At 67.9% G+C, this 12,979-nt stretch carries 14 protein-coding genes; 10 read left to right on the plus strand and 4 right to left on the minus strand.

Annotated elements, in window-relative coordinates; translation table 11 throughout:
- Window positions 1-20: 20 nt before the first annotated feature.
- Complete coding sequence (locus tag JD276_RS04540; RefSeq protein WP_200114339.1) at window positions 21-1,868, minus strand: AMP-binding protein; 1,848 nt, start codon at window positions 1,866-1,868, stop codon at window positions 21-23.
- On the opposite strand from JD276_RS04540, the gene JD276_RS04545 reads away from it, so the two are divergent.
- A complete protein-coding gene (locus tag JD276_RS04545; protein ID WP_200114341.1) occupies window positions 1,858-2,619 on the plus strand; it encodes an enoyl-CoA hydratase/isomerase family protein in 762 nt (253 codons plus the stop codon). The two genes, JD276_RS04540 and JD276_RS04545, sit on opposite strands and share 11 nt — an antisense overlap.
- A gap of 24 nt (window positions 2,620-2,643) precedes the next feature.
- Here the strand turns inward: JD276_RS04545 and JD276_RS04550 are convergent, their stop codons facing one another.
- Window positions 2,644-3,561, minus strand: a complete 918-nt coding sequence (locus JD276_RS04550) for a LysR family transcriptional regulator (protein ID WP_200114343.1) — start codon at window positions 3,559-3,561, stop codon at window positions 2,644-2,646.
- 132 nt (window positions 3,562-3,693) lie between these two features.
- On the opposite strand from JD276_RS04550, the gene JD276_RS04555 reads away from it, so the two are divergent.
- The 7 genes from JD276_RS04555 (at window position 3,694) to rbfA (ending at window position 9,553) form a co-directional block, all read left to right on the plus strand.
- Window positions 3,694-4,548: a transporter substrate-binding domain-containing protein gene (locus JD276_RS04555; RefSeq protein ID WP_200114344.1), complete on the plus strand. Its 855-nt coding sequence runs from the start codon at window positions 3,694-3,696 to the stop codon at window positions 4,546-4,548.
- 11 nt (window positions 4,549-4,559) lie between these two features.
- Complete coding sequence (locus JD276_RS04560) at window positions 4,560-5,267, plus strand: amino acid ABC transporter permease (RefSeq protein WP_200114345.1); 708 nt, start codon at window positions 4,560-4,562, stop codon at window positions 5,265-5,267.
- A complete protein-coding gene (locus JD276_RS04565; RefSeq protein ID WP_200114346.1) occupies window positions 5,264-5,914 on the plus strand; it encodes an amino acid ABC transporter permease in 651 nt (216 codons plus the stop codon). The genes JD276_RS04560 and JD276_RS04565 overlap by 4 nt, the downstream gene beginning before the upstream one ends.
- Window positions 5,904-6,689, plus strand: coding sequence for an amino acid ABC transporter ATP-binding protein (locus JD276_RS04570; RefSeq protein ID WP_200114347.1), 786 nt, complete (start codon window positions 5,904-5,906; stop codon window positions 6,687-6,689). Before JD276_RS04565 ends, JD276_RS04570 begins: the two co-directional genes overlap by 11 nt.
- 17 nt (window positions 6,690-6,706) lie before the next feature.
- On the plus strand, window positions 6,707-7,471 hold the full coding sequence (locus tag JD276_RS04575) for an enoyl-CoA hydratase/isomerase family protein (protein ID WP_200114348.1): 765 nt from the start codon (window positions 6,707-6,709) through the stop codon (window positions 7,469-7,471).
- Between the two features lie 61 nt (window positions 7,472-7,532).
- Window positions 7,533-9,041, plus strand: coding sequence for an acetate--CoA ligase (locus JD276_RS04580; protein ID WP_200114351.1), 1,509 nt, complete (start codon window positions 7,533-7,535; stop codon window positions 9,039-9,041).
- 68 nt (window positions 9,042-9,109) lie between these two features.
- Entirely contained in the window at window positions 9,110-9,553 is a 444-nt protein-coding gene (rbfA, locus tag JD276_RS04585) for a 30S ribosome-binding factor RbfA (RefSeq protein WP_200114353.1), read from the plus strand.
- 28 nt (window positions 9,554-9,581) lie between these two features.
- On the opposite strand, the gene JD276_RS04590 is transcribed toward rbfA, so the two are convergent.
- Both JD276_RS04590 and JD276_RS04595 read right to left on the minus strand, forming a co-directional pair.
- On the minus strand, window positions 9,582-10,466 hold the full coding sequence (locus tag JD276_RS04590) for an iron-sulfur binding domain-containing protein (RefSeq protein WP_200114354.1): 885 nt from the start codon (window positions 10,464-10,466) through the stop codon (window positions 9,582-9,584).
- 9 nt (window positions 10,467-10,475) lie between these two features.
- Window positions 10,476-10,958: a DUF2871 domain-containing protein gene (locus JD276_RS04595; RefSeq protein WP_307866448.1), complete on the minus strand. Its 483-nt coding sequence runs from the start codon at window positions 10,956-10,958 to the stop codon at window positions 10,476-10,478.
- A 101-nt stretch (window positions 10,959-11,059) separates the two neighbouring features.
- Here JD276_RS04595 and JD276_RS16300 point away from each other — a divergent pair, with 101 nt between their 5' ends.
- Together JD276_RS16300 and JD276_RS04605 are read left to right on the plus strand one after the other, a co-directional pair.
- Window positions 11,060-12,352, plus strand: coding sequence for a sensor histidine kinase (locus tag JD276_RS16300; protein WP_200114355.1), 1,293 nt, complete (start codon window positions 11,060-11,062; stop codon window positions 12,350-12,352).
- Complete coding sequence (locus tag JD276_RS04605) at window positions 12,349-12,966, plus strand: response regulator (RefSeq protein ID WP_200114356.1); 618 nt, start codon at window positions 12,349-12,351, stop codon at window positions 12,964-12,966. The genes JD276_RS16300 and JD276_RS04605 overlap by 4 nt, the downstream gene beginning before the upstream one ends.
- Window positions 12,967-12,979 lie beyond the last annotated feature (13 nt).

Genomic DNA, 12,979 nt, shown 5'->3' on the forward strand with positions numbered 1-12,979 from the left:
CCTCTCGCGTGCGAGGGCCTTCAACCCCCGAGCCGGTCCCAGCTGCCGTCGATGCCAGTGTCGAGGAGATGCTTCCGTATCCTCTGCGACGCGGTTCGCTCGAACGCGGTCACGGTCTTGAAGTAGCGCGGCAACTGATATCTTGCGAGCCGCGGCTCGAGCCACCGGACCACGTCTCGGTAGCTCGGCGGCTCGACGACGCCGAATTCGATGAAGGCCATGATGTCCTGTTCTCCGACCTCTGCGTCGACACCGATCACTGCTGCTCCGCTCACCGCGGGATGCTCCAGGAGGACATGCTCGACCTCCCACGCCGACACGTTCTCGCCCCGACACCTGATGCTCTCGGTGAGGCGCCCGAGGTAGAAGAGATCGCCGTTCCGATCGATGGTTCCCAGATCTCCGGTATGCAGACGGTCGCAGCGCAGCGCAGCTGCCGTGGCCTCGGGGTTCTCGAAGTATCCGGAGAAGAACGCCTCGGGGACATCGGTCTCCAGCACGATCTCTCCTTGTTCGCCCGCCGGGAGAGGCGTACCGCCTCCGTCTCGTATCGACACCCGCATCCACGGCAGCGCACGACCGACGGAGCCAGGTGCGGAACCGTCGGCGACCGTCGCGATGCTCGACGCCTCGGTCATGCCGTAGCACTCGCGGGTGGGCACGCCGAACCGCTGTTGGAACGCAAGGGACGTCTCACGAGTGCACCCGCCGCCCCACGCCACCCGGACCGGGTGCTCCCGGTCGCGAGGACTGGACGGCTGATTGAGCAGCATCTGCAGGATTCCTCCGAGATAGTGGATGTGGGTGGCTCGAGCCTCGCGCGTCTGCTGCCAGAAGCGGGATGCGCTGAACCTCGGCACCATTGCGAGCGTGATGTCGCGCAGCAGCGGGAACAGCAGCACCTGAGCACCGCCGATATGCCCCATCGACTCCCAGTAGAAGAAGACGTCGCCGTCCTCGCCCTGCGACGCGATGAGGCCGCCCTCGGCGGCGATGCGCATCATGGCGTGCGAGACGATGACACCTTTCGGCGGACCCGTGGTGCCGGAGGTGTACATGAGCGCTGCCGGCGCACTGCTGCGGACCGAGAGCGGGCCCGCCGATACATCTCGCTCGGCGGGCAGGTCGACGGAGAAGCTCGATGGTGCGAGGCGTCGCACCAGGAGGGCGTCCTTCGCAGGGATTCTCGCTGAATCGAGATCCTGATCGGCGCCGGAGCACGAGCCGGAAGCGTGAACCGGATCGCTACCTGCACGGGCTTCGAGGTACGCCTCGGCGAGCGATGCCTCTGCGATGACGAGTCGCGGACCCGCATGGCTGATGAGATACGCGAGGTTCGAGCCTTTCAGCGCGGGGTTGATCGGCAGCCAGACGAGTCCCGTGCGCAGCAGTGCGAAGAGGATGGCGATCGCGTCGAACGAGTTGTTCAGCATCAAGCCGACGCGGTCGCCCGCGCTCAGGCCTTGATCCTCGAAGAACTGTTGCCACCGCAAAGCATTCGATCGAAGCGTCCGAGTGTCCAGCGCGTCGCCTTCGCACGTCGCGTAGACCGCCTCGGGATGTGTCCGCGCCTTCTCGTCGAGCAGATGGATGAAGCCGAAGTCCGAATGGGGTGTCAGCACCGGGGTCCCTTTCCAGATGTTCGCAGAGCTCGAGCGATATCGAGCCCTGCGAGATTGCAGGCGTATCGGGTGCTGTACCGGTTGCCAAAGTAGCACGGATGCAGAGACGGACTCTCTGCCCCGAGCAGAGCGGTCATACCAATACCGTATGGCTGCGTTGCGTCTTAAGTCTTGGACACCGTCGAAGCCGCCGTGCTGAGGTGAGACGAACCCACGAGACCGAAAGCGAGCGACGATGTCAGACACGATCCTTCTGGAGCGCCACGATGACCACGCGGTGATCACTCTGAACCGGCCGGAGAAGCTCAACGCCTGGACTGCGGACATGCGGCGACGGTTGACGGAGACGCTCCGCTCGGTCGGCGAGGAGGACAGTTGCCGAGTCGTGATCATCACCGGCGCCGGGCGGGGTTTCTGCGCGGGGCAGGATCTCGGGGAGAGCGCCGGCACCGATCCGAGCGACCACGATGCTGCGGATCGATGGATCGATTCATTCGAGGAGCTCTACCGCGCCGTGCGCGAACTGGATCAGATCACCATTGCTGCGATCAATGGAGTAGCGGCGGGCTCGGGCTTCCAACTGGCGCTGCTGGCCGATTTCCGCGTGGGCGATGCGCGAGCTCGGTTGGGGCAGCCCGAGGCGCGTTCGGGCATCCCGAGTGTCACGGGCCTGTGGGCGATGACGAATATCATGAGCCTGAGCAAGGCGGCGGAGTTCGCCTTGAGCGCCGAACTCGTGGACGCTCAGGAGGCCAAGAGCCTCGGCCTGGTGAACTTCCTCGCCGAGCCCGGTGAAGCGCTCAGCGAGGCACGGGCGCTCGGTCAGCGAATCTCGGCGCTGCCGCAGGGGGCCGTCCGTCTCACGAAGCAGCGGATCCGCGATCTCACCGAGGCGAGCTTCGTCGAGGCCTTCGAAGCGGCCAAGCGCATCCACCGCCGAGCGTACGGTTCAGGCGAGCCGCAGCGGAAGATGAGCGATTTCGTTCGGAAGAGCTGAGCGCGAGAACAGACGGCGGCCGCGCTACGCCGCGCCGCCGGGCAGTTCAGGCACCCGTGCCCAGCCGTCTTCGAGTTGGAGCCCGTGGAAGAGATGGGTGACCACTTCCATCAGCGTGCTCGAGGACTCGTCATGCTCGCGCCAGGCGACGACGGTATGCCATGACATGTCGTCATCGAGGGGTACCCAGACCGTCGCGCCCGGTGACATGAACTGGTAGTCGGCAGGCACGAAGGCGACGCCTCCGGATACTTGCAGGCGGCTGGTCAAAGCGCGAAGGCAGTACTCGATCTCCGTGGGCGTGTAGCCGTAGGAGGCCGCCGCCTCCAGTGTGCTGTCGTGCAGCCCGGGGGAGAGATCGCGCGGGAACAGCACCAGGGGGAATCCGTCGAAGTCCCGTACGCTGAGCGACGGCTTGGAAGCGTACGCGTGCTCCGCCGCGAGTGCTGCCCCAAGCGGTTTGCGAAGCATCGGCGAGTGACGGACGCCAGGAACGTCGACGGGTGCACGGAGCACGGCCAGGTCGATCTCGCCCCCGAGCAGTGCCTCGATCTGCTGCTTGGAGTTCATCTCGTGAACGGTGAGCCGGATCTGCTGACTGGATGCTCGACGGATCAGCCAGGGCTCGAGCGACGAGGCGGTGTCGCCGGGAAGCGCGACGTTGAGCTTTCGGCCGCTGAGGCTCTGCCCCGGCGTGAACGCCTCGACGGCCTTGTCGAATGCGGCGACGGCGGCGACGGCGAGGGGCCGAAGCTTCTCGGCGCTCGCCGTCAGGGACACCTTCCTGGGGCTGCGCTCGAACAGACGGACGCCGAGCTCCTTCTCCAGATCGAATATCTTGCGCGACAGGGGTGGCTGACTGATGCGCAGACGCTTTGCAGCCCGTCCGAAATGGAGCTCATCCGCGACGGCGAGGAAGGCTCGAAGATGATGGATGTCCATTCGGCAACGATACCATTTGGGTATTCCTAGGGTGCGAAGCAAGTCTTGGACAGCCCGAAGAATGCGCTGTTGTATAGCTGCTGAGGGGCTGTACCACCTACCACTCACCACCTGACAAAGGAGTCGTTCATCATGCATCAGACCATTACTCGGCGCGCGCAGTTCATCGCCGTCGCTTCTGCGGGGCTCCTCTGCCTGAGCGCGTGCACCGCAGCCTCCGGCGGCGATGCGGGCGAGGGGCAGAGCGGCGGTTCGGGGGAGAGCGTGCACATCGCGATCGCTCAGCTCCTGCCCTACGCCGCTACCGACAAGAACGGTGATCCGGAAGGGTACTCGATCGACGTCGTGAAGCAGGTCATGGGCGAGCTCGGGGTCACCGACATCCAGACGACCGTGACCACCTTCGATGCGATGATTCCCGGACTCCAGGCGAAGCAGTTCGACCTTCTGCCCGGTGGCCTCACATATACGCCCGAACGCTGCGAGGTGATCGGGTACTCCGCCCCGATCACGGTGAACAACGACGCGCTCTACGTGCCCGAGGGAAACCCGAAGGAACTGAGTTCGGTCGCCGAGCTCGTGGACCGGGACGAGGTGAAGCTGATCGCGCTGCAGGGGTCCTCCCAGGAGAAGTACCTGCTCGACCAGGGCATCGACCGCGGCCGCGTCGCTGCGGTGAGCGATGCGCAGGCCGCGGTGGATGCGCTCACGAACGGGCGCGGAGACGCGATCCTGCTCGGCCAGTTCAGCATCGGTGATGCGGAGGAACGAGGCCTCGAGGTGATGCCCGATCTCGACACTCCGCTCATGGGTATCGGCGTCGGGATGCGCAAGGAGGACTCCCAGCTGCGTGAGGACTTCGACCGGGTGCTGAACGAGATGCGAGAGAGCGGTGAGCTCGGAGATCTCTACGAGAAGTGGGGCTTCACCAACCGCGAGATTCTGGAAAGCGTCAGCACTCCCTCCGACGTCGTGCCGAGCTGCTGACGCTGTTCGTCATGTTCGAGACTCTCGAGTATCTCCCCATCCTCCTCAGTGGACTGTGGGTGACCGTCCAGGTGGCGCTGCTGAGCATCGGGGGCACGATGATCGTCTCCGCGGTGCTCGGCGTGGTGCGGTCGAGCCGGCCGCGCCCGGTGCGGCGGGCGGGGTTCGCGATCGTCGAGCTGTTGCGCGGCGCAACCGTGCTGATCTATCTGTTCTGGATCTACTACGCGCTGCCGCTGATCCCGGGCGCCCCGCAGCTCAGCCCCCTTACCGCGAGCGTGCTCGTCATTTCGTTGGGCGCGGGTGCGTACGGCGCGGAGATCGTCAGGTCGGGCCTGCAAGCGGTGCCGCGGGCTCAGCATGACGCGGTGCACGCCCTCGGCCTGTCGAAGCCGGTCGCGCTCTTCCGCGTCATCTTCCCCCAGGCCCTCGTGCAGATCGTCCCGGCCTTCGGATCGTTGGCCGTCGACGTCGTGAAGTGGACCTCTATCGTGAGCTTCGTGGGAGTGCAGGATCTGCTCTTCGCTGCGGGCACGGTACGCAGTCTGACGCAGGAGAGCATGTGGGTGTATCTGCTCGTCGCACTGGTCTACATCGGTCTCTGCTACCTGACGGCACTCGTCTTCCGCGTGATCGAGGCGCTGCTGCCCGCGAACCGGGCTCATAAGAAGGCTGAACTGAAACCGATCACCGCCCTCCTGGAGGTGGTGTCGAAATGACCTGGGACTGGGACTACTCGCTGCAGATCCTGCCGCTCCTTCTGCAGGGCGCGCTGCTCACGATCATCGTGACCTTCGCATCTGCCGTCATCGCCCTCGGAGGCGGCCTGCTTCTCACGATCGCGACGAACGACTCTCCGCGTGTCATCACCTGGCTGCTGCGGGTGTTCGTCGAGACGTTCCGCGGAGTACCGATCCTGGTGCTGCTCTACTTCGGCTTCTACGTGCTGCCGCAGGTGGGCATCATGTTCTCTCCGCTCGTCGTCGGCATCCTCGTGCTGGGCATCGTCTATGCGGCCTACTGCTCGGAGGTGTATCGCGGCGGAATCGCCGAGATCCCGAGTTCGATTCACGACGCCTGCCAGGCGCTCGGACTGAAGCGCTCGGTGCAATGGCGTCGAGTTCTCATGCCCATGGCGATCCGCTCGGTGACACCGTCGCTCATGAACTACGTGCTGCTGCTCTACAAGCAGTCGTCGTTCCTGTTCGCCATCGGTGTGCCCGTCCTGCTCGGCCAGGCGCAGATGGCCGGCTACAACAATTTCAAGTACCTCGAGCCGTACACGATCGCCGCTGTGATCTACCTGCTGCTCAACCTGCCATTCATCGCCGTTCTCCACAAACTCGAGGTGAAAAATGAACGATAGTGCTTCCACCGCGGTGCCCGCCCTCGACTTCCGCGACGTCGTCAAGGAGTTCGGAGACAACCGGGTGCTCGACGAGCTCGATTTCAGTATCGCGCGGGGCGAGACGGTGTCGCTGATCGGTCCGAGCGGATCCGGTAAGACGACGGTGCTGCGCATGGCGATGCAGCTCGAGTCGGTCACGAGCGGATCGCTGAAGATACTCGGCGAAGAGCTGCCGACCGAGGCGGAGGGCAAGCTGAAGCCCGGGGTCGCATCCCGCCCCGACCTCGCGCGACGCTGCGGCATGGTCTTCCAGCAATACAACCTGTTTCCGCATATGAACGTGCTGGCGAACCTGACGCTCTCGCCGCAATCGGTGCTGAAGATGTCGAGAGACGAGGCCGTCGAGGCCTCGCGCAGGTATCTCGCCCTCGTAGGTCTCTCCGATAAGGAGGACGCCTACCCTCGGCAGCTGTCGGGCGGTCAGCAGCAGCGCATCGCGATCGCCCGCGCGCTCGTGATGCGACCCGAGATCCTGCTGCTCGACGAAATCACGTCGGCGCTCGACCCCGAGCTCGTCGGGGAGGTGCTCGACGTGGTGAAGAACCTCGCCAGCGAGACGGACATCACGATCCTCACGGTCACGCACGAGATGCGTTTCGCGCGCGACGTGTCGGATCGGGTCGCGATGTTCTCGGGAGGCAAGGTCGTCGAGTTCGCCGACCCCTCGATCATCTTCGAGGCTCCGACGCATCCGAGAACGCGGAGCTTTCTCAACTCGGTGCTCAGCCACTAATCGAAAAGGAGATTCCCATGGGAACGACAGAGGTCTACGTCGAGGACGGGATCGGATACCTGGTCTTCAGCACGCCAGGAAAGCTCAACGCATTCACTCGAAGCATGCGCGAGCGCTTCCTCGAAGGGCTCAGACGGCATGAGGCCGACGATACCGTCGAGGCCGTGATCGTGACCGGCGAAGGAGACGCCTTCTGCGCAGGTCAGGATCTCAATGAGAGTGCGAGCTGGGACGACGGGGTGCCATGGGTCGAGGAGTTCGAGGATCTCTACCGCACCGTGTGGACGACGAGCAAGCCCGTCATCGCAGCGATCCCGGGTGTCGCTGCGGGCGGAGGCTTCCAACTCGCACTGCTCTGCGATGCGCGCATCGCGTCGACCACTGCGCGGATGGGTCAGCCGGAGGTCGCCAACGGCCTCGCAAGCATCACGGGCGCATGGCTCATGCGCCGTTCGCTCGGCGACATGCGTGCTCGGGAGCTCGCCCTGAGCGCTCGTCTCGTAGAGGGGGAGGAACTCCTGCGGCTCGGCATCGTCGACGAGATGGTCGAGGCCGACGGGGTCCGGGAACGGGCGATCGCGGTGGCACGCAAGCTGGCGTCCTCGCCCTCACAGGCCTTCGCGAGCAGCAAACGGTGGCTGTTCGACAGCATCGAGGCGGAGATGCGGCGCGTGTTCGAAGACGCGGTCGCACTGCATCGCGCGCTCTTCGCCGAGGGCGTCTCGCAGAAGGGATCGAGGGATTTTGTCGCCAAAGTCGCTGCAGACGTCGAATCGCGGTGAGTCGGCTCCGCCGGTGGTCCCGGTGGAGTCCCGAGGAACGCTCGCTGCGCCGACCGTACCCGTGCCCGCAGAGTACAACGCCGTTTTCGATCTCTGCGAGGAGCTCCCCTCGGACAAGCTCGCCATGATCTGGGACGATGATCACGGGCACGAGGAGCATATCCGATGGGGCGCTCTTCAGGATCTCTCGTCGGCGTACGCCCATCAGCTGCAGGAGATGCAGGTGCTCCCGGGTGATCGGGTGGTCACCGTGCTCAGGCAGAGCCCCGAGGCCGCCGCCGTCATGCTGGCGGTGCTGCGCGCCGGAGCGGTGCTGGTCACCATGAGCGAGCTGTGGGCCGATGGCCAGCTTCGACAGCGGCATGAGCGGGTCGAGCCGGTCCTCACGATCGTCGAGGCACGGCTGAGCGATCGTGTTGCAGGCCTGCTCTCCGGCCCGGTCGTGAAGCTCGAGGAGCTGGAGACCAGCAGAGATTGCCCGTTCCCCACGGTCGTGCTGTCGGCCGATGCGCCGGCGTTCATCGGATTCACCTCCGGTACGACCGGGCCCGCGAAGGGCGTCGTGATCCCTCACCGCTCGATGCTCTCGATCGAGGAGTACATCCAGGTCCAGGATCTTCATGAGGGCGAGCGGTACTTCGCGATCGGAGACTGGAGCTGGTGGGTGCGCAAGCTGCTCGGACCTTGGAAGGTCGGGGCCGTGATCCTGGTGTATCGATACGACCGGTTCGACCCGGTGCGGTTGCTGGACCGGCTCGTGCACCACGGAGTGCGCAACGTCTTCATCAACGCGACCGCGCTGCGCATGATCCAGCGGGACGTTCCCGACACCGCCCCGTACCGTGACGCCTTCACGACGATCACGAGTTCGAACGAGGCGCTCGGCGCGGGTACGGCCACGTGGGTGCGCGACCACCTGGGGGTGTCACCGCGCGAGATGTACGGATCGACGGAGATGGGGCTCTTCATCGGCGCACGGTGCCATGAACCGGTGAAGCCGGGGTCGATGGGCAAGCCGCTCGGCAGCAGCGTTGTTCGTGTGCTGGACGAGACGGGGCGGCAGGTTCCGATCGGAGAGCCGGGAGAGATCTGCCTGAAAGCCGGATCGACGCTGCAGTACCCTCTCGGCTACTGGGGGCAGCCCGAGGAAACCGAGCGCGACTTCGGCGGCGAGTGGTTCCACACCAAGGATGTCGCCTACGTCGATGCCGACGGCTACTTCTTCTACGTTGGCCGCCGTGACGACGCCATCAAGGTCGCGGGCTACCGGATCGCGCCGCACGAGGTCGAAGCGGTGATGAACACCCATCCCGATGTGATGGAATCGGCGCTCGTCGGCATCAAGGATCCGGTGAAGGGCCATCGACTCGTCGCCTATGTCCGCCTGCGGAACCGGAAACCCTCTGCCGGTCTGCTCGAAGAGCTGCAGCGGCTCGTGAAGACCGAGCATGCAGCCTTCTCCTCCCCGAAGGAGCTCGTTGTGCTCGACGAGTTGCCGGTGTCGGCCACCGGCAAGCTCAACCGCGCGCAGCTGCGCAGACACTACGCCGCTTTCTCCGAGAGCGCGTGAGAACGCGGGGCGGTGACCGGCGCCGCCCCTCGTCCTCCGCCCGCGCCGTGCGGCGGTAGGCTTGAGGCATGAGTAATCCACGTGCGGGCAAGGTAGCGGAGCGGATCCAGCAGATCATCGCCCGCAGGCTCGAGAAGGGGCTGCGGGATCCGCGGCTCGGTTTCGTCACCATCACGGATGTGCGCGTCACCGGCGATCTGCAGAACGCGAGCGTGTTCTACACGGTGTACGGCAGCGAGGAGGAGCAGGCGGACACCGCGGCCGCGCTGAAGGCCGCGACCGGCATGCTGCGCAGCGAGGTCGGCAAGCAGCTCGGCACGCGCCTCACGCCGACGCTCGAGTTCATCCACGACGAGCTGCCGGAGTCGGCGCAGCACCTGAGCGAGCTGCTCGCCGAGGCGAAGCGTCGCGACGAGGAGTCGGCGGCCCTCGCGGCCGGCGCGAGCTACGCGGGCGAGGCCGACCCCTACGTGAAGCCGCGCGAGGACGACGAGGACGACGACACGGTCTGAGCCCCCGCAGACCGGGCAGGGGAGCCGCTCAGGGCAGGCGGACGAGACCGTCGAGCTCGACGACGAGCCCGTCGGCGACGAGCGAGTCGTGGGCGCGGCGCGGCTGCCCGGGATCCCGGACCCCGCCCTCGGCGGCGGCCGCGAGCACGTCCGCGAGCGGTGCGGGATCGGGCCGGCGCCGCAGCAGCGCCATGATCCTGCCCCGCACCTGCCGGTCGCTGCCCTCGAACCTCGCCTGCTTCGGCCGCTTCGCCGGCGCGTTGTCGGGGTAGCCGGCTCCGCGCCACTCGCACCAGGCCGCCACGGGGCAGTCGTCGCACCGGGGAGACCGCGCGGTGCAGACGACGGCGCCGAGCTCCATCGCGGCCGCGTTGAAGACGGCGGCCTCCGCGTCGCTCTCGGGGAGCAGGGCCTCCATGTCGGCGAGATCGCGGGGCGAGGGCATGCCGGCCGCCGCGCGGCCGTGCACGAGGCGGGCGATCACCCGGCGGGTGTTGGTGTCGACGACGGGGTGCCGCTCGCCGAACGCGAAGACCGAGACCGCGCGGGCCGTGTAGGGGCCGATGCCGGTGAGCGCCAGCAGCCGGTCGACGTCGGCCGGCACCGCGTCGCCGTGCAGGGTCGCGATCTCGGTCGCGGCACGGTGCAGCCAGAGCGCCCGGCGCGGGTAGCCGAGGCGGTCCCAGGCCCGGACCGCCTCGCCGGGTTCCTCTGCGGCGAGTGCGGAGGGCGTCGGCCAGCGCTCCATCCACGCGACCCAGCGGGGGAGCACGCGCTCGACCTGGGTCTGCTGCAGCATGAACTCCGAGACCAGGATCGCCCAGGGCGACGCGCCCTCGGCGCGCCACGGCAGGTCCCGCGCCTCGCGCTCGTACCAGGAGTTCAGAGCGCTGGCGATCTCGGTCTTCCCCACCCCTCCAGTCTAGGCGCCGCCTCGCACCGCGACCGGTGCGGGCTCCTCCCGCCGTACCGCGGGCGCGCCCGCGGTACGGATCGCGGTGCGCAGCGCGGTGAAGAGCACCGCGATCGCCGCCGTGATCGCCATGTGCCCGAGACCGGCGACGCCCGCGATCATCTTCGACGACTCGAGCCCGAGCACCGTGAGCGAGCCGTGCAGGATCAGCATCGCCGAGGTGAGCACGACGCCCGCGTGGTAGAGCCAGAGGAACCAGACGAAGCGCTTCCGGGCGGCTGAGAACCGGAAGGCCTGCTCGAGGCCGAGCAGGATGAGGAACGGGAAGAACCCGAGAGCGAGCAGGTGGGTGTGGGCGAGACCGAGTTGGGTGAACGCTCCCTCGGGGAACCCGTTGAGCTTGGTGAACTCCCGGTAGAAGAGGCCCGACGCGACGCCGAGGCCCGCGTAGACGAATGCGGATACGAGCAGATGATGCAGTGGTGTCTTCACCCTTCCAGGCTTCCGCGTCGAGCGGTCGGGGGCATCGTCCGAATTGCTGAGATCCGGGCGTCGACCTCGCGCCGCGCCCCGGTCTCCAGCAGAATCGAGGGGTGACGAGCGCAGAGCCGGGGATGGCGAGCGGGGCCGGGCCCGCGTCGGGGGCGGGTGACCGCACCCGCGCTCTACGCACGGCGCGTCTCGGGCTGCACGGGATCACGGTGGTGCTCGTCGGCGTGTCGGTACTGCGCGCGGTGCAGCAGGGCGCCCCGCTCTGGGCGGCCGCGGGCGTCGGGATCCTGCTGCTCGGCTGCTACGCCGCCGGAGCCGGCCTGCGCGATCGCCGGCGGGCGATGCTCTGGCTGGGTGCGCTCACCGCGGTGTGGCTGGGCGCACTGCTGCTCTCGCCCGACTTCGTCTGGGTGTCCTTCCCGCTGCTGCTCGTGAGCGGCCACCTGCTGCGGGGCGCCGCGGGCGCCGTGGGCGGGGCCGGCATCGTGGCCGCAGCCATCGCCGTACCGTGGGCGATGCGGGGAGAGACCTCGACGCCCGAGGTGCTCGGACCGGTGATCGGCGGGGCGTTCGCCCTGGGCATGGCCCGCCTCTATTCGTCGCTGCTGGCGGATGCCGATGAGCACCGCCGTCTCGTGGCGAGCCTGGTGGCGGCCGGGCGCGAGACCGATGCGCTGCAGGCCGAGCTCGCGCGGGTGCAGCGCGAGGCGGGGGCGAGCGAGGAGCGGACCAGGATCGCGCGCGACATCCACGACACGATCGCCCAGGAGTTCTCGTCCATCTCCCTGCTCGCGCGCGGAGGCGTCGACGACGAGGCGGCCGCCCGGATCGACGCCGTCGCGCGCCGGGGCGCCGAGGACGCGCGGCGCATCGTGCGGGCGCTGCTCCCTGCGGAGCTGGAGGCGTCGGCGCTCGGTGAAGCGCTCGAGCGTCTGGCGCGCGGCTTCGCGGCCGAGTCGGGGATCCCGGCGGGCTTCGCCGCGGATCCGCTGCGCCCGCTCGGCACGGGTGCCGAGGTGGCCCTGCTGCGCACGCTCCAGACGGCGCTCGCCAACATCAGGGCGCATGCCGCGGCGTCCCGGGTGGGTGTGGAGCTGCGCGAGGTGGGCGACGAGGTGCGACTCGACGTGGTGGACGACGGGTGCGGTTTCGACATCGCGGCCTGGGAGCGGACCGGCGGAGGCGGCGTCTCCGTCGGGCTGCGGGAGGCGCGCGAGCGGCTCCGCGAGCTGGGCGGGGGCCTCGACATCGAGAGCGGGCCGGGCGAGGGCACCGCGCTCTCGGCCTGGGTGCCGCGGGGAGCCCCACTGCGGCGGGCGTCGACGAGTGAGCCGACGGGTGCGACCCGGGGCGGATCCCAGGGTGGATCCCGTGGCGCGGAGGCTCCCTCATGACGCTCAGCGTGCTGCTCGTCGACGACCACCCCATCGTGCGCGCGGGCCTGCGCACCGTGCTCGACTCGGCCGTCGGCGCCCGGGTGGTCGGCGAGGCGGCGACGGGGGAGGAGGCGATCGAGGCGGCGGACGTGCTGCGCCCAGACGTCGTGCTCTGCGACCTGCGGTTGGGCGACGGCATCGACGGGATCGAGACGACGGCGCGGCTGCGGGAGCTGCGGTCGGCTCCCGCGGTGCTGATCCTCACCACCTCCGACCGCGATGTCGACGTGCTGCGGGCGATCGAGGCCGGCGCGGCCGGATACCTGCTGAAGGACGCGCCGACCGGGACGATCCTCGCGGGGATCGCCGACGCCGCTGCGGGGCGCACGGTGATCGCCCCCGAGCTCAGGGTGCGGGCGGAACGCGCGGCGCCGGCGGCCCGCCTCACCGAGCGGGAGCTCGAGGTGCTGGCGCTGCTCGCGGAGGGGCGTTCGAACCGCGAGATCGCGAGGCGGCTCTTCGTCTCCGAGTCGACGGTGAAGACGCACGTCGTGCACCTGCTCGCCAAGCTCGGGGCGGACAGCCGGGGGCGTGCCGCCGCCGTCGCCAGGGAGCGCGGCCTGCTCGAATGAGTAGGGTAGGTGG

This window comes from Leucobacter chromiisoli (assembly GCF_016522505.1).
Taxonomy (GTDB): domain Bacteria; phylum Actinomycetota; class Actinomycetes; order Actinomycetales; family Microbacteriaceae; genus Leucobacter; species Leucobacter chromiisoli.